The sequence below is a fragment of the Bacillus sp. RAR_M1_44 genome, from assembly GCF_020165935.1.
GTDB classification, from domain to species: Bacteria; Bacillota; Bacilli; order Bacillales; family Bacillaceae; genus Bacillus; species Bacillus altitudinis.
In genome coordinates this window covers 452,898-473,336 of record NZ_JAIUKX010000003.1, presented here as the reverse complement: position 1 = coordinate 473,336, position 20,439 = coordinate 452,898, and the positions used below count along the sequence as shown (strand labels likewise).

20 protein-coding genes are annotated in these 20,439 nt (G+C 43.6%); 18 read left to right on the top strand and 2 right to left on the bottom strand.

What is annotated here, in order from left to right:
* Nucleotides 1-7 precede the first annotated feature (7 nt).
* From LCD34_RS18320 to LCD34_RS18270, 11 genes are all read left to right on the top strand, one after another.
* Nucleotides 8-286 carry a PTS sugar transporter subunit IIB gene (locus LCD34_RS18320; RefSeq protein WP_008346262.1) on the top strand — a complete coding sequence of 93 codons (279 nt, stop codon included), beginning with the start codon at nt 8-10 and terminating at the stop codon, nt 284-286.
* A 62-nt stretch (nt 287-348) separates the two neighbouring features.
* Complete coding sequence (locus LCD34_RS18315) at nt 349-795, top strand: hypothetical protein (protein WP_224559815.1); 447 nt, start codon at nt 349-351, stop codon at nt 793-795.
* Nucleotides 792-1,823, top strand: a complete 1,032-nt coding sequence (locus LCD34_RS18310) for an alcohol dehydrogenase catalytic domain-containing protein (RefSeq protein ID WP_041092293.1) — start codon at nt 792-794, stop codon at nt 1,821-1,823. The genes LCD34_RS18315 and LCD34_RS18310 overlap by 4 nt, the downstream gene beginning before the upstream one ends.
* Nucleotides 1,824-2,003: 180 nt before the next feature.
* Nucleotides 2,004-2,987: a pyruvate dehydrogenase (acetyl-transferring) E1 component subunit alpha gene (gene pdhA, locus LCD34_RS18305; RefSeq protein ID WP_008346257.1), complete on the top strand. Its 984-nt coding sequence runs from the start codon at nt 2,004-2,006 to the stop codon at nt 2,985-2,987.
* Between the two features lie 31 nt (nt 2,988-3,018).
* Nucleotides 3,019-3,999 carry an alpha-ketoacid dehydrogenase subunit beta gene (locus LCD34_RS18300; RefSeq protein ID WP_224559835.1) on the top strand — a complete coding sequence of 327 codons (981 nt, stop codon included), beginning with the start codon at nt 3,019-3,021 and terminating at the stop codon, nt 3,997-3,999.
* 18 nt (nt 4,000-4,017) lie between these two features.
* Nucleotides 4,018-5,337, top strand: coding sequence for a dihydrolipoamide acetyltransferase family protein (locus tag LCD34_RS18295; protein ID WP_224559814.1), 1,320 nt, complete (start codon nt 4,018-4,020; stop codon nt 5,335-5,337).
* Nucleotides 5,338-5,349: 12 nt separating this feature from the next.
* Complete coding sequence (gene lpdA / locus LCD34_RS18290; protein ID WP_224559813.1) at nt 5,350-6,732, top strand: dihydrolipoyl dehydrogenase; 1,383 nt, start codon at nt 5,350-5,352, stop codon at nt 6,730-6,732.
* A 31-nt stretch (nt 6,733-6,763) separates the two neighbouring features.
* Nucleotides 6,764-7,459, top strand: coding sequence for an SDR family NAD(P)-dependent oxidoreductase (locus LCD34_RS18285; RefSeq protein ID WP_224559812.1), 696 nt, complete (start codon nt 6,764-6,766; stop codon nt 7,457-7,459).
* Nucleotides 7,437-8,222, top strand: coding sequence for an SDR family NAD(P)-dependent oxidoreductase (locus tag LCD34_RS18280; RefSeq protein WP_224559834.1), 786 nt, complete (start codon nt 7,437-7,439; stop codon nt 8,220-8,222). Before LCD34_RS18285 ends, LCD34_RS18280 begins: the two co-directional genes overlap by 23 nt.
* 93 nt (nt 8,223-8,315) lie before the next feature.
* Nucleotides 8,316-9,272 (top strand): sugar-binding transcriptional regulator, encoded by a 957-nt coding sequence (locus LCD34_RS18275; protein ID WP_224559811.1) that lies wholly within the window; start codon nt 8,316-8,318, stop codon nt 9,270-9,272.
* A gap of 63 nt (nt 9,273-9,335) precedes the next feature.
* Nucleotides 9,336-9,665 carry a hypothetical protein gene (locus LCD34_RS18270; RefSeq protein ID WP_017359142.1) on the top strand — a complete coding sequence of 110 codons (330 nt, stop codon included), beginning with the start codon at nt 9,336-9,338 and terminating at the stop codon, nt 9,663-9,665.
* A gap of 13 nt (nt 9,666-9,678) precedes the next feature.
* Here LCD34_RS18270 and LCD34_RS18265 read toward each other — a convergent pair whose 3' ends face one another.
* Entirely contained in the window at nt 9,679-11,004 is a 1,326-nt protein-coding gene (locus tag LCD34_RS18265; protein ID WP_019743458.1) for an APC family permease, read from the bottom strand.
* 329 nt (nt 11,005-11,333) lie between these two features.
* On the opposite strand from LCD34_RS18265, the gene LCD34_RS18260 reads away from it, so the two are divergent.
* Entirely contained in the window at nt 11,334-12,284 is a 951-nt protein-coding gene (locus LCD34_RS18260) for a ring-cleaving dioxygenase (RefSeq protein ID WP_017359141.1), read from the top strand.
* Nucleotides 12,285-12,326: 42 nt separating this feature from the next.
* On the opposite strand, the gene LCD34_RS18255 is transcribed toward LCD34_RS18260, so the two are convergent.
* The gene (locus LCD34_RS18255) at nt 12,327-13,646 is read right to left on the bottom strand and encodes a S1C family serine protease (RefSeq protein ID WP_224559810.1); all 1,320 of its coding nucleotides are present in this window, start codon (nt 13,644-13,646) and stop codon (nt 12,327-12,329) included.
* A gap of 169 nt (nt 13,647-13,815) precedes the next feature.
* On the opposite strand from LCD34_RS18255, the gene proG reads away from it, so the two are divergent.
* The 6 genes from proG (at nt 13,816) to LCD34_RS18225 (ending at nt 20,204) form a co-directional block, all read left to right on the top strand.
* Nucleotides 13,816-14,640 carry a pyrroline-5-carboxylate reductase ProG gene (gene proG, locus LCD34_RS18250; protein ID WP_039963379.1) on the top strand — a complete coding sequence of 275 codons (825 nt, stop codon included), beginning with the start codon at nt 13,816-13,818 and terminating at the stop codon, nt 14,638-14,640.
* A 189-nt stretch (nt 14,641-14,829) separates the two neighbouring features.
* Complete coding sequence (locus tag LCD34_RS18245) at nt 14,830-15,654, top strand: M55 family metallopeptidase (RefSeq protein ID WP_008346235.1); 825 nt, start codon at nt 14,830-14,832, stop codon at nt 15,652-15,654.
* An 18-nt stretch (nt 15,655-15,672) separates the two neighbouring features.
* Complete coding sequence (locus LCD34_RS18240) at nt 15,673-16,608, top strand: ABC transporter permease (protein ID WP_008346233.1); 936 nt, start codon at nt 15,673-15,675, stop codon at nt 16,606-16,608.
* The gene (locus tag LCD34_RS18235) at nt 16,605-17,567 is read left to right on the top strand and encodes an ABC transporter permease (protein ID WP_224559809.1); all 963 of its coding nucleotides are present in this window, start codon (nt 16,605-16,607) and stop codon (nt 17,565-17,567) included. Before LCD34_RS18240 ends, LCD34_RS18235 begins: the two co-directional genes overlap by 4 nt.
* 7 nt (nt 17,568-17,574) lie before the next feature.
* Entirely contained in the window at nt 17,575-18,588 is a 1,014-nt protein-coding gene (locus LCD34_RS18230) for an ABC transporter ATP-binding protein (protein ID WP_008346229.1), read from the top strand.
* Entirely contained in the window at nt 18,585-20,204 is a 1,620-nt protein-coding gene (locus tag LCD34_RS18225; protein ID WP_017359136.1) for a peptide ABC transporter substrate-binding protein, read from the top strand. Before LCD34_RS18230 ends, LCD34_RS18225 begins: the two co-directional genes overlap by 4 nt.
* Nucleotides 20,205-20,439 lie beyond the last annotated feature (235 nt).

Below are 20,439 nucleotides of genomic sequence, written 5' to 3'. Positions count from 1 at the left end.
GATTCTCATGGCAAAAAAAATATTAGTATCTTGCGGAACGGCAGTTGCGACATCAACGGTTGTGGCAAAAAAGGTAGAAGAGACATTAAAGGAAAAAGGATACGATGTCATCGTTGAACAATGTAAGGCATCTGAGGTTCCGCAGAAAGCGGAGGGTGCTGATTTAATTGTGACGACAACGCCTGTTAGTGATACAAAAGGAACGCCTGTGATTCAAACGTTATCTTTTTTAACGGGATTTGGCATTGAAGAAGATATTGAAAAAATTATCGATCATATTAAGTGAACGATGATTGCGTGGAGGAGCTGCGAAAGCTCCTTCCATGTCATTTGAAAGGGGGAGCTCTCATGCAGCAGCATGCTTATAGCCGAACGTCTGCCATGTTTTCTATTTTCCTTCCGGCCTTGTTAATATGTGTGTTTTTTCTCTGGTCTCTTTATACGTTGATGTCGGCAGGACCTGAGCCATTAGCTGTGTTAGGTGTCTATACGCTGCCTATCCTTATGCTTTCTAGCATCACTGGCCTGAATCAGCCAACGAATATCATGATTAGTGAAAATGAGCTGAAAATAGGTGCGTTTGGCAGGTGGCACACATATGCCGTGTCCGATATTAAAGGAAAATTGTTTTTAAAACCATATCCTCATATCGGGAAAGTATATGTCAGAGTGGGACCTGCGCGAATATTTGGCGGACGCTACTGGATTTCAAGTGAGATGAGTGAGTACAAGCAGCTCGTTCAATCCTTGCAGAGTCTTGCGACATGTGATGAAAAGGAGGATGCGGCTAAATGAAATCAGCTGTCTTTTATTCTTCAGAGGACATTCGTTACGAGGAGCGGAAGCGGCCAGCCATTGGTGATGATGAAGTATTATTAAAAATGCGTGCCTGCGGGTTATGTGGGACGGATATTTATAAAGCGACACATGAGACGGTACCTCCTGGCACAGTGCTAGGGCATGAAATCGCTGGTGACATTATCGAAACAGGCCGTCACGTCACACATGTTCAAACGGGAGACAGGGTGTATGTAGCGCATCATGTCCCTTGTTTCACTTGTGACTTTTGTCAAAGAGGATTTTATACAATGTGCCCGCAATTTGCAGCCACAAATGTAGAGCCGGGCGGTTTTTCGGAATATATTCGTGTTCCTGCTTTACATGTGAAGCATACAATGGGCAAACTCCCACATGACGTCTCATATGAACAAGGAGCGATGGTCGAACCGGTTGCCTGCTGTCTTCACGGCTTTGAAAGGGCGCCCGTTCATCCTGGAGATTCGGTCTTGATTCTTGGAGCGGGACAAATTGGCTGCATTCAATTACAGCTTGCCAAATATTATTTGGCTGGAAAAGTGTTGATCACAGACGTAAATGAGAACAGGCTCCGTCAAGCAAGAAATCTTGGGGCGGACGTCGCTTTTCATCCAGCATCTGAGCCAGTAGAAAACCGCGTCATGAAAGAAACAGATGGAAAGGGAGCGGATCTTGTCATTATTTCTGTGGGGAGCAGTGCGCTTTTAAAAGAAGCATTTCAAGCTGTTGCAAGAGGCGGAACGATTTTGGTCTTTGCTCACTTTCCGAAAGGGGATGTCTCCATTCCAGCAGAACGTTTTTTCCATGATGAAGTAAAAGTAGTCGGAGCTTATTCCTCGCATCCATACCATTATCGTGAAGCGCTGGAGCTCTTAAAAGCGAAGGTCGTTCATACAGAAAAAATGGTGACGCATCGATATCCATTAAGTCAGCTTCGTCAGGCGATAGAATGCGCTAGGCATCCAGAAGGTGAAAGCGTCAAAATCATGATGTATCCAGATGAATGAGAATGTACGAGATGGAGAGAAAGAGAAGGTCTTTGGAAAAGGGCTTTGCCTTTCTCTTTTTTTCTGAAAAAAGATGAAAACGCTTAAAAAATAAACGGAAATGCTTGACTTCAATGAGAGTTAAACGTATGATAATTACAAATGTAACACATAAGAACAAATGTAAAGGGGAGAGAAGAAATGCAAAAACAAATCACTTTGCCTGAACAGATTAGTCATGAGAAATTAGCAGATTTATATAAACAAATGTGGTTAGTAAGATATTTTGATGAAAAGGTCGATCAATTCTTTGCTAAAGGATTAATCCATGGAACGACCCATTTATGTGTTGGACAGGAAGCATCGGCTGTTGGATCTATTGCTGTGTTAAAGGATGAAGATAAGATTGTCAGTACACACCGCGGACATGGTCACTGTATTGCAAAAGGTGCAGAGGTCAATAAAATGATGGCTGAACTGTTCGGACGTGAAACAGGTTACTGCAAAGGAAAAGGCGGTTCCATGCATATTGCCGATTTAGAAAAAGGAAACCTTGGGGCAAATGGAATTGTTGGCGGCGGTATTCCACTTGCAACAGGTGCGGCGCTCACGTCCAAGATGAAAAAGGAAGGCTTTGTGGTCCTTTGTTTCTTCGGAGACGGCGCTACAAATGAAGGCAGCTTCCATGAAGCGCTGAATCTTGCTTCCATTTGGGATTTACCTGTTGTGTTTATTTGTGAAAACAACCAATACGGCATGTCTGGTCCTGTGAAAGAAATGATCAACATTGAAGACATCTCAACAAGAGCAGAAAGCTACGGAATGCCAGGGAAAACAGTTGATGGAAATGACATGGTTGAGATCATGAATACAGTAGATGAAGCGGTAAGCCGTGCAAGAGCTGGAGAAGGGCCATCACTCATTGAAATGAAAACGTATCGCTGGAAAGGCCACTCAAAGAGTGATGCGAAAAAATACCGTACACGTGAAGAAGAGACAGAATGGAGACAAAAAGACGGAATTAAACGCTTTAAGTCACTCTTAATGGAGCTAGATGTTCTGACAGAAGAACAGGCTGCTCGTTTACAAGAAGAAGCGAAGCAAGAGATCGAGGCATCTGTTGAATTTGCGAAAAATAGTAAAGAACCATCAATTGACACACTATTAGAGGATGTATACGCCTAATTAGGAGGGGAATCACGTGACAAACACGACAGTGAGAGAGATTTCATATTTAGAAGCCGTTCGAGAAGCAATGAGTCAGGAAATGAGAAAAAATCAAGATGTCTTCATTTTAGGTGAAGATATCGGCGTATACGGTGGCGCATTTGGTGTCACGCGCGGAATGATCGAGGAATTCGGTCCAGAACGCGTCCGCAATACGCCAATTTCAGAGGCTGCCATCGCAGGAGGCGCAGTCGGATCTGCTTTGACAGGGATGCGTCCAATTTTAGAACTTCAATTCTCTGACTTTATTACAATTGCAATGGATCAGCTTGTAAACCAAGCAGCGAAAACACGTTACATGTTTGGCGGAAAAGGGAAAGTGCCGCTTGTTGTCAGAACACCAGCAGGTTCCGGGACAGGTGCCGCAGCGCAGCACTCCCAAAGCTTAGAAGCGTGGATGGCTCATATTCCTGGACTAAAGGTGGTTCAGCCTTCAACAGCTTATGATGCAAAAGGACTTTTAAAAGCAGCAATGGATGATGACAACCCTGTCATTTTCTATGAACACAAGCTTTTATATAAAACAATTGGTGAAGTACCAGAAGAGCAGTACTCGATTCCTTTAGGGAAAGCGGATGTGAAGAGAAGCGGAAAGGACGTCACAATTGTCGCAACAGCCATTATGGTGCACAAAGCGCTCGAAGCAGCGAAGGAACTAGAAGCGGAAGGAATCGATGTCGAGATCATTGATCCGAGAACGCTCGTCCCATTAGATGAAGAAACCATTATTGAATCTGTGAAAAAAACAGGCAAATGTATCGTTGTGCATGAGGCAGTGAAACGAGGCGGCTACGGCGGAGAGATTGCGAGTATGATAGCGGAAAGTGAAGCCTTCGACTATTTAGATGCACCTATTAAACGACTTGGCGGTCTTGCCGTCCCAATACCGTACAACCCAACGCTGGAAAAAGCAGTCATTCCACAAGTGCCAGATATTATTGAAGCAGCAAAAGAGCTCGTGCGCTCTTAAGTAAAGGGGGAGAAGATCATGCCAAAAGAGATATTTATGCCGAAGCTAAGCAGTACGATGGAGATCGGTACCTTGCTTCAATGGTTTAAAGAAGAAGGAGATTCGGTTGAAATCGGTGAGCCTCTATTTGAGATTATGACAGACAAAATCAATATCGAGGTTGAAGCCTATGATGATGGCGTTTTTCTAAAGAAATATTACGAAGCAGATGATCAGATTCCAGTCAATGCTGTCATTGGATATATCGGAGAGGCAAATGAGCAGGTACCGAGCGAGCCGCCAGCGCAGTCAGATGAAGCATCTTCTGAAGACAGTGGAACGTCATCACCATCTGAACCATCTGTTTCGACTGAAGTTGAACCAACTGGTGAGAAAGTACGCGCAACACCTGCAGCGAGAAAAACGGCAAAAGATCACCAATTAGCCATTCAAGAAGTATCTGGTACAGGACCAAAAGGCAGAATTCAAAAACGGGATGTCGAAGCGGCCCTTCATACGAACGAGGAAGGCCAGCGCGTATCACCACTTGCAGGAAAAGTGGCTGCTCGTGAAGGAATCGACTTAGCGAATGTTGCTGGTTCTGGCGCTCACGGCAAAATCATGAAGAGTGATGTGACAGCAGCAGGCGCACAAAAGGCAGAAGCTGCTCCAGTGAGAACACAAAAACTAGCCGGGATGAGAAAAGTGATCGCAGATCGCATGTCACAAAGTGCCTTTACAGCGCCGCACGTCACATTAACAAGTGAAATTGATATGACAAAAGCAAAAGAAGTGCGCAAACAGCTGCTCCCAGCGATTGAAAAAGAGACAGGCTACAGATTGTCGTTTACAGAAATCATCATCCATGCGGTCAGCAGTGTCCTCACGCGCCATCCGCAAATCAATATGACGTTTGAACAAAATGAGCTCCATTTCCATGAGGATGTGCACATTGGTCTTGCGGTTGCTGTGAAAGACGGCTTAATGGTTCCGGTCATCTCTCATGCAAATCAAAAAGGGCTGAAACAGCTCACAAAAGAAGCAAAAGAAATTGGTCGAAATGCACGCGATCAAAAGCTACTGCCAGACCAGTTGAAAGGGTCTACATTTACCATTAGTAACTTAGGGATGTATGCCATTGATACGTTTACCCCAATTATTAATCAGCCGGAAGTGGCGATTTTAGGCGTTGGACGCATTCAAGAAAAACCTGTAGTGATCGATGGAGAAATTCAGGTGCGGCCAATGATGGGCGTCAGTTTATCATTTGATCATCGAGTGGTAGATGGTGCACCAGCAGCAGCCTTTTTAACAGACCTTAAAAAAGTGCTTGAACAACCATTTGAATTGCTAATGTAGGAGATGAATCGGATGACAAAAACGTATGATCTGACAGTCATTGGCGGAGGGCCTGGCGGATATACTGCCGCCCTTCAAGCCGCTGAACGTGGACACAAGGTTGCATTGATTGAAGAGGATTTTCTAGGGGGGACTTGTTTAAATCGAGGCTGTATCCCTTCAAAGACACTGCTCAAACATGCAGAAGTAATTGAATCCATTGAGAAAGCAAAAAGCTGGGGAATCGAAACAGGTGAGATGGTTCTTTCCTTCGATAAAATGAGAAAACGTAAAGATGATGTCATCGAAAAACTCAGGGGCGGAATCGCCTTTTTATTAAAGCAAGGAAAGATTGATGTATATAACGGCAGAGGAACAGCTGTGACAAAAAATCGCATTGACATTGAAAAACAAGATGGGTCAGAAACGATTGAAACAAAAGAGTTGATCATTGCCACTGGCTCATCACCTGCTATTCCGCCTATTCCAGGGCTCAAAGAGATTCAATTTGACACAAGTGATACGATCTTTGACATCCCAGATATTCCTGCATCTGTCGTCATTATTGGCGGGGGTGTAATTGGTCTTGAGCTGGCATGTATCTTCCAGAGTCTCCAATCAAAAGTCACCATTATAGAAGCCGCTCCGTTGATTATTCCGCAGGAAGATGAAGAAGCGTCGAAATTACTAGAAAAAGAATTGAAGAAAAAAGGCATCCATATCGCAAAGAAAACGACGGTGACAGAAGTAACAGAAAGCGAAGGAGTCAAAGCGATTCATGCGACAGACGATAAAGGAGAGACGCACATCTTTACGGCTGAAAGGCTGCTAGTTTGTGTCGGAAGAAGACCAAATGTCTCTGCTGTCAGTCAGCTGGATCTTCAGCTAGATGGTCCTTTTATTAAAGTGAACGACGAGATGAAGACAAGTGCTGAAGGTGTATATGCAATTGGCGATGTAGCCGGCGGCTATCAGCTCGCTCATGCGGCGATGGCAGAGGCAGCCGTTGCAGTTAGCAATATATGCGGCGAGCCTGAAAGAATGAATCACGACATCGTTCCTAGATGTATTTATACATTGCCAGAAGTAGCGAGTGTGGGATTGACTGAGAAAGAGGCAAAAGCCAAAGGGCTAAACGTGCGAGCAGAGCGATTTGATTTAGCTGCAAGCGGAAAAGCGTTGGCAGCAGGTGTTCAAACCGGTTTTATTAAACTCGTGTACGATACCGTATATGGTGAAGTCATTGGCGCTACAATGGTTGGTCCGCACGTAACGGAGATGATATCAGAGGCTTCTTCATTTATGTATTTAGAAGGAACAGCTGAAGAGATGGCCAAAATGATTCACCCGCATCCAACCATCTCAGAAGGCTTTTATGAAGCAGCTCTTGATATTGTAAGTAAGCTGAGAAAATAAATGCCAAACAAGGGATAGGGAGGAGATCCGTGTGCACGTCCAGCTTCATCAGAAAGTGGCACTTGTGACAGATAGCACAGATGGATTTGGAGAAGCCATCTGTCTGGCTTTGGCCCAGGCAGGTGCACATGTTTTCATACACGCTTTTCGTGATGAATCAAAAGCAAAGTCGATAAGCGAAGACATTGAAAAATTAGGCGGCCAATCGACTGTTGTCATCAATCCGCTTGAGACACCGCGTGATGCTACGCTTATGCTAAGACAAGTCATCGATACATGCGGCAAGCTTGATATTTTAGTCAATCAAGCCGAGCAAAAAGCAGATGAGGAGATTGATGACGCAAGTCCTGAGATATGGGTCGATGAAGTGGAAAGGTCCGTAAATACAGTCTTTCTTTCCAGTCAAGCCGCTGTGTGGCATATGGTGGATCAGAAGCAGGGCTGCATCATTAATATTTCCTCATCAGGCAGCATAACAGGTGATGGCGGGATCTCACATGCTACATCAAATAGTATGTTGAATGCCATGACAAAAGGGTTAGCGCGCGAATTTAAAGACAAAGGCATCCGGGTATTGGCACTACTTCCGCCGCCTCTCCATTTGCTTCCTGACAAAGAGCAAATCAAGGAGACGGTGGCTCATATGACGGTTTTCTTAAGTACATCGTACGGCGCATTTACAGATGGAGCAGCGATTATGCTCGATGGGGGTGAGAGCGCTGGCTAATCAACAAAAACCAGTTCTCATCGTAGGTGGCGCCCAAGGAATCGGCAAAGAAATTGCTCAGCGTTTTTTAAAAGAAGGGCATCGTGTAGCTGTGTCAGATATAGATGAACAGGGACTTTCGCTTTTAAAACAACAGCATCCTCAGCTGCTGACGTTCCAAGCTGACGTTTCATCGTGGGAAAGTGTTCAGCAAATGGCGTCAGCAGCTGAAAGGGAGCTGGGCGGTATTGGGCATCTTGTCTATTCAGCAGGAATGACGAAATCCCTTCCTTTTTTAGAGGTTGATTTTTCACTTTGGAAAAAGACACTGGCTGTGAATCTATATGGTCTTTTCTACTGCATCAAAGCATTAGCACCCTATCTATGTGAGCGGAATGAAGGCAGCGTCGTCATTATTGGATCAGGATCTGCGATAACAGGCTCTGGCGGCGGCATCCAGTATTACGCGTCAAAAGCCGGGGCATTTGGTCTCATGCGTTCGCTTGTAAAGGAATTGGGTTCCCATCATGTCCGCATCAATGTCATTGCACCGCGCGTCATTGAATCTCAGATGCTTGATACGCTCTATCCGACTGAGCTTGAGAAAAGTCAGCTTCGATCACTTATTCCTATCGGGAGATTAGGAAAACCGGAAGATATTGCTGGAGTCACTTTATTTCTCGCAAGTGACGAGGGAAGCTATTTGCACGGACAGATACTGTTATTAGACGGCGGGAGAACGTATCAGCCTAAATATAGCGAGGGAAAAAGAGCGGAGAGTTAATCGCTCTTTTTGTCATTTTCATAACAATTGTTCCAATTAGAAACGAATGTTTGGTATACTGGTAATCATAGTATATTAAAAGGATGATGTCACATGCTGAATTGGGAAGAAAGACGACAGCTCGTCAAGGTTGCTCATCTTTATTATACAGACGGGTGGACGCAGCAAGAGATTGCAAAAAAACTCAATGTCTCAAGACCAGTCATTTCAAAGCTCTTACAAAAAGCAAAAGATGTGGGAATCGTTGAAGTGTACATTAAAGACGAAAGTATTCATACAGTGGAACTTGAAAAGCAGCTGGAAACAACTTTTCAATTAACGGATGCTGTCGTTGTCCCAAGTGTCGGGACAATGTCTGAGATGGTCAAACGGGCAGTCGGTCAAGCAGGCGCCTATTATCTTTCTAAAAACATGAAAGGCGCTGAGAAAATCGGTATTTCATGGGGAACCACACTTGCCGAGCTCGTGAAGGAATATCCATTTGAACGAAGAAACAATGTCAAAGTCATTCCTTTAGAGGGCGGAATGGGCAGGCAGGCAGTCGACATTCATGCGAATCAGCTGGCATATGAGCTGGCAAAAAAGATGAATGGTACGTGCTCCTATTTATATGCACCTGCGATTTTAGAAACAGAAGAATTAAAAGAGCGGCTGATGGCGATGCAGGACATAGAAGCTGTGCTTGAAGAAGGCAGAAATGTCGATATTGCCCTGATCGGTATTGGGAATCCGCATAAAGGCTCTACATTAAAAACAGTCGGTTATTTAAAAGAAGAGGATTTGTCTGGTTTAAGGCAATCAGGAGCTGTTGGTGATATTGGTTTTCGTTTCTTTGACGGGGAAGGGAAACCAGTCCAAGATGAGCTGAACCAAAAGGTGATTGGATTATCGTTAGAACAATTAAAGAGCGTGAAAAAAGTCATCGCAGTTGTGGAAGGAACCCATAAGGCTGAAAGTATTTTAGGGGCCTTAAACGGCGGCTTTATTCAGGTGCTCGTCACCGATGAATTGACTGCGGCAGCTATTTTAAAGGAAGCATCTGTCCAATAAACAGCTGACAGCCATCGTATTGTATAAAAAGAGCAACATCAAACGAGAAAGGAGCTGTGTATCTTGAAGAAAACCGAAATGGAAGCAAACCTACACTGTACTCGGTGCCAAGAAGAGACCCTCCACAGCATCGTTTATGTGAATGATCAGATGAAAAGCGTTGAGTGTACAGAGTGTCATCAGAAGATCAGTGTGCAAGTCGACATCATAAAGGAATTTTACAAAGAAGTATATGAAAAAATTGCCACAAAGCCGAAGCGGATGACGCAGGAGTATAAGGCGAATCTGAATGGATTTATTTCAAGACTCCCCATCCGGGTTTTAAGTAAGCCATACCGGCTGATGAGATATTTAAACGAATCTTATAAGGTCATTAAGCAATATAAAAAATAAAGCAGAGGCTGTCTTAGCGCTCTGCTTTATTTTGTGTTTTTTTCATGTAGTAATAAATCGGCAGTCCGGCAATGCCGATCAGCATGGAGATCAGGCAGCTTTGCCAATCGGTGATCATGGTGCTGATTAAGACAAAGAAAGAGCCGATAATCGCAATGATCGGTGTGAGCGGGTAAAGTGGTACGCTATAAGCGCGCTTCATTCCCTTGTTTTGTTTTCTTAGCTTAAAGACAGCGAAAAAGGCCATCACATAAAAGATGTAAATCATGAAAATCGAAACCTCTGACAGCTTCTCGGGATTACTGACGATCATAAACACAATGGCAATCAAAATCTGTACAAATACAGCGATCCAAGGTGTTTGAAAAGTAGGATGAATGCGTGAAATGGCTTTGGCAAATGGAATTTGTTTTCGTTCTGCCATCGCAAAAATGACACGCGGGAACGAAAGAACCTTTCCATTCAAACAGCCAAAGATACTAATGATGATTCCGATACTAATAATTTTACCGCCAATGGGACCAAAGAGCATTGTAGCAGCTGTGCTTGTGGCATTTTCACCTAGTTGAACGATTTGATCAGCTGGTAACACATGCAAAAGGGCGATGTTAATAAAGAGATAACATGCTGTGACAATTAAAATACCGCCTGCCATCGCGCGAGGAAGCAGTTTCTCTGGATTTTTCATTTCACCGCCAAGCGCTGCAAGCAAAATCCAGCCATCATAGGCGAATAATGTCGCCAAAATTGCTGCACCGAAGTTCATCTGAGCGATACTCTCATTGACGGCTGTGAAAATATGTTCATTTCCTTTCCATAAGCCAAACACAATAATTGCTGCAATTGGAACAAGCTTTCCGATCGTAGTCAGCCCTTGGACAAAACCGCCGTATTTCGTTCCCATGATGTTGATCACACATAAAAAAAGAACGGTGATAATGCCAATGGTTGTAGCCCATATAGATGAAAGAGAAAATAAATTAGCTAATAATGAACCAAAATAAAGACCAAGAGCACCAATAATCGCTGGTCCGTAAATAATAATTTGCACCCAGCCACATAAGTAGCCCCAAAATTCACCGTATACTTCTTCAAGATAGGCATATAAACCGCCAGTACGTGGGATTTGTGTACCAATTTCAGCGACTGTGAGTCCGCCTGCAAGGGTTAAGATCCCGCCTAACAGCCATGCGAATAAGGCGATGCCTGAGCTTCCTGAATAAGAAAGGACGTTGCCAGGCTTCATAAAAACGCCAGATCCAATAATTGTTCCGATGACAAGAGATAGGGCAAAAAATAAGCCGATGTCTTGTTTTAACGCTGGTTGTTCTTTGTTCATTACACACGACCTCCTGCATCACTTTCATACGTTACTGTGACATGTATTTTGTTCATTGTAATACGATTTTAGGAAAACAAGAATTAAAAAAATTTTCTGATTTTCGTATTTGTATTTAAAAGTGTTCGTTTATTGGAGATATTAGGATGAATGTTATCTTAAAAGCGAACGATATAAGAATATTTTTGATGTAATGTTAATTTAATAGGCGAAAACCGAACATCCAATAAAGATGCAGCCGAATGGTTGACTTTTCTTCTAAAATGACCTATTTTATTCATAAGGATATTATCTTGAATTCGAGATATTTTATAATAGGAGTGAACACAATGAAAATAAATGGGATTCACCACGTATCAGCACTAACAGCAAATGCTCAGAAAAACGTTGATTTCTACCGCCAAATCCTTGGCTTAAAACTGGTGAAAAAAACAGTCAATCAAGATGATCCATCGATGTATCATCTATTTTATGGAGATGAGGTCGCCTCACCTGGTACAGAGCTGACGTTTTTTGAAATACCGATGCTCGCCCGCCGGCTGGACGGAACAAATGCGATCTCACGCACAGGTCTGATTGTCACTTCAGAAGAGGCACTCACTTTTTGGGAAAAGCGCTTTGAAGAAAAAGGTGTAAAGAAAGAAACAGCTTCTTTAAGAGGCGGCAGACCTGCCTTGAAATTTACAGATCCAGAAGGACAGCAGCTGTTTTTGACTGTAGAACCAAGCGTGCAAGATGAAGCGAAGCCGCCAGTGCATGATGAGATTCCTGCTGATTTTGCGATCAGAGGTTTGGGGCCAGTAGAATTAACAGTCGCAGAAGCAGATAAAACGATCAGTGTGTTAACGAGCATCCTTGGTTTCACAGAAAAAGCACGTGAACAATCAAATGATGGGGAAATCGTGACGATTTTTGAATCAGGACAAGGCGGAGCTGGAACAGAGATTCATGTCATTGAAAAAGCAGAAGGACCTGTTGAGCGATCTGGCAGAGGGAGTGTTCATCACGTAGCTTTTCGTGTAGCGGACGCAGAAGAGCTTGAAAAATGGCATGATAAAATAGCCAAAGCCGGTTTCACCAACTCTGGTGTTGTAGAACGTTTTTATTTCAAAGCCCTATATTTTAGAGAGCCAAACGGCATTTTGTTTGAAATCTCAACAGACGGTCCGGGATTTACAGTGGATGAAAGCGTGGATGAGCTTGGTGATCAATTAGCACTTCCACCATTTTTAGAGCACAAACGAGCAGAAATTGAACAAAGATTGGTCCCAATCAAGTGAACATGAAAAAAGCAGCTCAATTTTTATGAGCTGCTTTTTTCGTTAAGAGCTGACTTGCTTTGATTCAGATTGTGTTAATGTCACTTGTTTTGTTTCTTCTGTTCCATTACGAACGAGTGTGATGCTGACGGTATCTCCTACTTTTGCATTCGTGTAAAGCTCGTGACGTAATTCACTGCCGGTTGTCACTTTTTTACCATTGATGGCGGTGATGACATCCTCTGTCTTTAATCCAGCTTTGGCAGCAGGTGAGCCAGCAGCGATTTCTTTTACGTACACGCCTTTATCCAGCTGACTGCTTGTCAGTCCAAGCGTTTCCTTCTGATAAGCATCTGGTACTTGTTCGAGATCCAGCATGCTGATACCGATATAAGGTCGTTCGATTTTTCCTTTTGTGAGAAGCTGCTCTGCAATTGGTTTGACATCATTGATTGGGAGCGCAAACCCGATACCTTCCACACCTGTTTCAGAAATTTTCATACTGGTGATCCCCACAACCTTTCCGTCTGTTGTTAACAGCGGCCCGCCGCTGTTGCCGGGGTTAATGGCGGCATCTGTTTGAATGACATTAATACTGCTTTCGCCAGCTGATGTATCCATAGACACTGTTCGATCGACACCGCTGACAATTCCTTGCGTCACTGTTCTTGATAAATCTTCACCAAGCGGGTTTCCGATTGCGATGACGGTTTCTCCTGCACGAAGGGATGAGGAGTCTCCAAGTTCAGCGACTTTTGTAACGCCACTGCTACTAATTTCCACGACAGCAAGATCAGTCAGCGGATCAGAGCCGACTACTTTTCCTTCCACCGTCTTGCCATTATGCAAGGAGACTGTTAATTTACTTGCTCCTTCAATCACATGGTTGTTTGTTAATACATAGGCTTTACTGCCCGATTTTTTGAAAATAACCCCTGATCCGGTACCGCTTTCTTGCTCTTGACTACTGCTGTTTTGATTTTGCTGTGATCCATCAAAAGGTGTGTTCATATCGCCAAAATCTGTGGTTGTTTGACTTTGTGTTTGATAGTTTGTAATGCCGACGATGGCTGGTGATACGTTTTCGACCATACTTGAAATACTGCTGGTCGAATTCGATGTTTGTGACGCTGTTGTTTTTGACGAATTTGTACTTGTATCATTTGTCGATACAGCGGCTGTTTTCGTTGACGAATCAGTTGAATGATTTTCTGAATGCTGAGCATATGGAGTCAGAACGTAAACACCTAACGCTAACGTACCGCCTACAATCCCGCTGACAAATGGCTTCAGCCAGCCACTTGGCTTCTTCTGTGTTTTTTTCGGCTGTTCAATAGTTTGTAATTCATAAGAAGTGTGTTTTTCATCTTTGTGTTGTGTCATTAAGATCACTCTCTTTCATCGATTTTTACATGTATGTGTTCAAGATGTTTGACTGTATGTGGTGGATACTGACTTTATCGTAAGAAAAAAGTGTGGGATAAAAATGAAAACATTGTGGGAAATTGTTAAAATAAGTAGTGAATCTAAGCAAAATAGAGGAGATTAAACTGTGGAGACTATTGGAATCATTGGATATGGAAGCATGGCAGATATGATGGTACAAAAATGGCTGGATAAAGGAGTACTTCATGCCAGTCAGTTTATGATCCATACAAGAAGTGAAACGGAGCGGCTGCAACAGCTGAAAGAGAAGAACCAGCATGTCAACATTTGCTCTTTAGATGACATCTCTGCATCATGTGATGTCGTGTTTGTTTGTGTACCACCGCTTGCTGTACTTGATGTCTTAGATCAGCTGAGCCCCGCAAAGACATCTCTTCATATCGTATCAGTGGCAGCGGCTGTCACGTTAGACAAATTAATGCAACATACGAATCAGCCGGTTTCTAGATACATTCCCACTTTGACATCAGCCGTAGGAACGGGTGTATCCCTTGTGGCGCATGGTGAAACCGCTGGGCAGGAGGCGCAAGAACGACTCCACCGCCTGCTTTCAGCTTTTAGTATCGTCAGGGAAGTGGAAGAGGACCGGTTTGATGCGGCGAGTAATTTGACAAGCTCTTCTCCGGGCTTTATTGCAGCAATCTTTGAAGAAATGGCGAGAGCCGCTGTTCGGAATAGTGAGCTTTCTTTAGAAGAAGCCTATGAATTTTTAACATATGCGCTGCTCGGTACAGGTCAGGTTCTTGTTGAACGCGGACTGACATTTGCTGAAACGGTGAACAGGGTCGCAACAAAAGGCGGGATTACAGGAGAAGGCGCTGCAGTCATTCAGCAGCAGGCACCGCAAATGTTCGATGACTTGTTTACACAAACGATGAAAAAATATGCGCAGCTAAAATCGCAAATCGATGAAGCAGACAAACACCACTAAAGACATAGCTAGTGGTGTTTTTTCTGTAAAATAAATCCTTTCGCATCAATGCTTTTGACCTGTATTACCTGAGTCTAATTTCCTTATTTTCAGACATTGTATTGAAAAATCAATCAAGTTCTCATATAATTTTTTAGAAAATTTAGAAAAATATACACAAATTTTAAGTTTAATTAAAGGGGGATGGGGATGAAGCTCTATTTATCAGTCGATATGGAGGGAATTACTGGTCTAGCTGATCATACATTTGTTGATAGCCGCCAGCACAATTATGAGCGCGGGAGAAAAATCATGACAGGTGAAGTGAACGCCTGTGTAGAAGCTCTTCTTACACATGGGGCGACCGATATTTTAGTGAATGATAGCCATTCTAAAATGAATAATCTGTTGATTGAAGAATTGCATGAGGAAGCATCTCTCATATCAGGTGATGTAAAGCCTTATTCAATGGTTCAAGGATTAGATCAAACGTATGATGCCGCTGTTTTTTTAGGCTATCATGCAAGGGCATCAATGAAAGGTGTGATGTCTCACAGTATGATTTTTGGTGTCAGACATTTTTACATAAATGATCATCCGATTGGTGAAATGGGCTTTAATGCGTATGTCGCAGGCTATTATGGTGTTCCGGTCATTCTTGTATGCGGAGACGATCAAGCGGCACTTGAAGCAGAAAAGTTAATGCCTGGCGTGAAAACAGTGGCGGTGAAAGAAACCATTTCAAGATCTGCTGTGAAATGCTTAACACCAGCGAAAGTGAGCACCCTCATCTCGCAGCAAGTGGAAGCTGCCATGAAACAAATTCATCAAATGAAGCCGCTCACGCCTCCTGAGCAGCCAGTGCTGAAAATCGAGTTTGCCAATTATGGACAAGCTGAATGGGCGAATTTAATGCCGGGTACGGCCATCATTGAAGGGACAACAACGGTGACGTACCAAGCAGAGAATATATTAGAAGCCTACCAAGCGATGCTTGTCATGACAGAGCTTGCCGCACGTACAACATTTTGTTAAGCGAGGGGGAGACAGCAGATGGCCAGCTTTTTGCTCAAGCGTTTGATTGCCATGATTGCCACGATTTTAACCATCACAACTTTAACGTTTATTTTAATGAAGGTCATCCCAGGATCGCCCTTCAATGAAGAACGAAATACAAACGAAACTGTTCAGCGAAACCTCGAAAGCTACTATCACTTAGACGAACCACTCTATGTTCAATACATGATCTATTTAAAATCCATCGTTACTTTTGATTTTGGTCCTTCCATTAAAAAGCCTTCTGAAAGTGTCAATGATTTATTGGCGAGAGGTTTTCCAGTCTCATTAGAACTTGGTCTTATCTCTATTTTGATTGCTGTCATCTCCGGCATCTTGCTCGGAATCATGGCTGCCCTCCGGCATAATGGCTTGATTGATTATATCGCCATGACGATTGCTGTTTTCGGTATATCCATACCAAACTTTATCTTTGCTACCTTATTAATTCAGCAGCTTGCTGTGAATGTAAAACTCTTTCCTACAGCGATGTGGACAAGTCCAATGCATATGGTGCTTCCTACCATTGCACTGGCGGTAGGTCCAATGGCGATCATTGCCCGATTAACGAGATCGAGCATGATTGAAGTGCTGTCGCAGGACTATATTCGAACTGCAAAAGCGAAAGGACTTTCCCCTTATAAAATTGTGTTTAAACATGCCCTGCGGAATGCACTTTTACCTGTCGTCACGATCCTCGGCACACTTGTCGCAAGTATTTTAACAGGCAGTTTTGTCATTGAAAAAATCTTTGCGATCCCTGGAATGGGAAAATACTTTGTCGAGAGTATTAACAACCGTGACTATCCTGTCATCATGGGAACCACTGTTTTTTACAGCATCATCTTAATTACCCTTCTTTTCATTGTAGATGTGACATATCGTCTGCTTGATCCAAGGATCCAGCTGCATCAGAAAGGAGGAAAGGCATGAGTATACACCTTCAGCATGATCAAATGAATCAAGCGCATGAAGTGCCAGATGAATGGTTTGCGCCTAAAGAACAAAAGACATCTGAAGTCCATGCCATTAAAAGACCTTCACTTTCGTATTGGGCAGATACTTGGCGACGGTTAAAACAAAATAAACTCGCTATGTTTAGTTTATCGGTGCTGATTTTTCTTTTCGTCATGGCTATATTAGGCCCACTCCTTGCACCGAATAGTGTGATAGAACAGCGGCTTTCCATGCAAAACTTGCCACCGTCAGCTGCTCACTGGTTTGGAACAGATGAACTTGGACGTGATGTGTTTACACGTACTTGGTACGGCGCACGCATTTCATTATTTGTGGGCGTGATGGCCGCTCTCATTGATTTTGCAATCGGTGTCATCTATGGCGGTATTGCAGGCTATAAAGGCGGGAAGTATGACCATGTCATGATGCGGATCGTCGAGGTGCTTTACGGTCTGCCGTATTTACTCGTCGTCATTTTATTGATGGTCCTGATGGGGCCTGGGCTTGTCACTATTATTGTGGCGCTCACTGTCACAGGGTGGATCGGGATGGCAAGAATCGTGAGAGGTCAAGTCCTTCAGCTGAAAAGCCAAGAATATGTCCTTGCCTCGAAAACCTTTGGCGCAAAAAGTTTGCGCATCATCCGCAGAAATTTACTGCCGAATACGATGGGACCGATTATTGTCCAGATGACGCTAACTGTACCGACAGCGATTTTTGCTGAAGCATTCTTAAGTTTTCTCGGTTTAGGGATTCAAGCGCCGTTTGCAAGCTGGGGTGTGATGGCCAATGATGCCTTGCCGACAGTGCTGTCAGATAATGGTCACTGGTGGCGTTTATTCTTTCCGGCATTTTTTATTTCGCTGACGATGTTTTGTTTTAATAATTTAGGTGATGGCTTGCAAGATGCGCTTGATCCAAAGATGAAGAGGTGATGGCGCTATGAGAAAAATGCTTCGGATTATCGATCTGCATGTTAGCTTTCGGACATATGGCGGTTCTGTTCAAGCGGTACGCGGGGTGAATGTGGATGTGTATGAAAAAGAAACCCTCGCCATTGTAGGAGAATCAGGCTGCGGGAAAAGTGTGACGTCTCAAAGTATCATGCGGCTTCTCCCTGCATACAGTGCACAAGTTGATCAAGGGGAAATTTGGTTTCGTGATCGCAACTTGCTGTCATTATCTGAAAAAGACATGCGCAGCATACGTGGTGTCGATATCTCCATGATTTTTCAAGATCCTATGACGGCACTCAACCCGACGCTGACAATTGGAGATCAGCTGATGGAAGCTGCAAAAGTGCATCAGAAGCTGACAAAAAAAGAAGTGAAAGAAGAGGCGCTTCGTATGCTTGACTTGGTGGGGATACCGCAGCCGAAAGAGAGGCTGAAGCAATATCCGCATCAATTCAGCGGTGGCATGAGGCAGCGGCTCATGATTGCAATGGCTCTTATTTGTGAGCCGAAGGTGCTGATTGCAGATGAACCGACAACTGCACTAGATGTCACCATACAGGCGCAGATTTTAGAACTATTTAAAGAGATTCAGAAAAAAACAGGCGTGACGATTATTTTAATCACACATGACCTAGGGGTCGTAGCACAAGTCGCTGATCGAGTGGCTGTCATGTACGGGGGGAAAATCGTTGAAGTTGGGACAAGGCGAGATATCTTTTACAGTCCGCAGCATCCCTATACAAAAGGGCTACTGCAATCCGTTCCAAGGCTGGATATGAAAGATGAGCTCATTCCTATTGAAGGAAGCCCGCCTGATTTATTTGCCCCGCCAAAAGGATGTCCATATACTGATCGATGCCCGTCTGCGATGAAAGTGTGTGATCATATCATGCCGCATGAAACGCAGCGTTCACCTACACATGCAGTACATTGCTGGCTTCAAGATGAACGAGCGAAGCAAACGGTTTTATCTTCAACACAAAGGGGGAGTTTTTCATGAGAAAAACAGGTTGGATTCTCAGTATGTGCTTTATCGCAGTGATGCTGCTTGCAGGATGTACAGCCAATGAGCAAGCAGGCAAAGGATCTTCAAGCAAGGGCGATGAGAAAGTTTTGACATTAAATAACGAAAACGAACCGACATCATTTGATCCGCCCATTGGTTTTAATAATGTGTCCTGGCAAGGGCTCAATAACTTAATGGAAGGATTAACGAGACTGAATGAGAAGCACGAACCATCTGCTGCCATGGCGGAAAAATGGGACATTTCAAAGGACGGAAAAACGTACACGTTCCATTTAAGGGATGGGATTAAGTGGTCAAATGGTGACCCAGTCAAAGCAAGTGACTTTGAATATGCGTGGAAGCGGCTGCTAGATCCAAAGACGGGCTCTTCTGCGGCATTCTTAGCTTATATGATTGAAGGGGGCGAAGCGTTTAACAGCGGAAAAGGGAAGAAAGAAGATGTAAAAGTCAAGGCTGTTAATGATCAAACGCTAGAGGTCAAGCTAGCATACCCGCAGAAATCTTTCTTAAATATGACCGCAAACCCTGCCTTTTTCCCGGTGAATGAGAAGGTAGCGGAGAAGGACCCGAACTGGGCCAAGGATGCGAAAACCTTTGTCGGTAATGGACCGTTTAAGCTGACAGAGTGGAAGCATGATGAAAGCTTTACAATGGAAAAAAGTGACACGTATTGGGACAAACAAACGGTCAAGCTGGATCAAGTGAAATGGCTCATGATCAGTGATCGAAACACAGATTACCAAATGTATCAATCAGGAGATTTAGATACGGCCTTCGTTCCGGCAGAACAAAGTGAAGACCTGTTAAAAAGCAAAGATGTGCAAATTGAAGATCAAGCAGGGCTGTTTTTTTATCGTCTAAATGTCAACATGGAGCCTTTTCAAAATAAGAACATTCGCAAAGCCTTTCAAATGGCGATCAATCCTCAGGATATTGTAGAGTATGTAACGAAAAATGAAGAGAAGCCAGCACGTGCCTTCGTTTCACCAGGAATTTTAGATTCAAAGGGTGAAGATTTCAGAGAAGCTGGCGGCGACCTTGTCAAACATGATACGAGTGAAGCCGTAAAACTATTAGAAAAAGGGTTGAAAGAAGAGAACTATTCAAAGCTGCCGCCCGTCACATTAACATATAGTACAAAGCCTGAAAATAAGAAAAAAGCAGAAGCCATTCAGCAGCAATTAAAAGAAGCGCTAGGGGTAGATGTGAAGCTTGCCAACATGGAAGCAAATGTGTTTGCAGAAGATCAAAAGGCACTCAAATTCCAATTCTCGCAAAGTTCATTTCTAGCTGACTATGCAGACCCAATCAATTTCTTAGAGAGCTTCCAAACAGGAAATGCGATGAACCGGACAGGTTGGTCAAATGATACGTATGACCAGCTGATCAAAAAGGCGAGTCAAGAAGCAGATGAACAAAAGAGAAATCGTATGCTGCATGATGCCGAGGCACTTCTCATGGAAGAAGCACCGATCATTCCCATTCATTTTTATAACCAAGTCTATTTACAAAAAGAAGGCGTAAAGGGCATTGTCCGTCATCCTGTTGGTTACATTGATTTGAAATGGGCGCAGGTAGATGGAGAGTAAATGGAAAAATGAGAGAACGGGACGCTTTGAAAAAAGCGTCTCAGCGTGTAGACAAACCCTCGCATTCGGTGTCAGTCCTGCGCTTCGGTGCTCACGAATGTCAAATTCGCTCCGCGCCGATGCTCGTCCTTCCTAGGGCTGCAAAGGTTTTCTATCACGCTGAAAAGAAGACAAAGGGTTAAAATAAAGTTCATTTTAACCCTTTGTCAACAATCTGGGACGCTTTGAAAAAAGC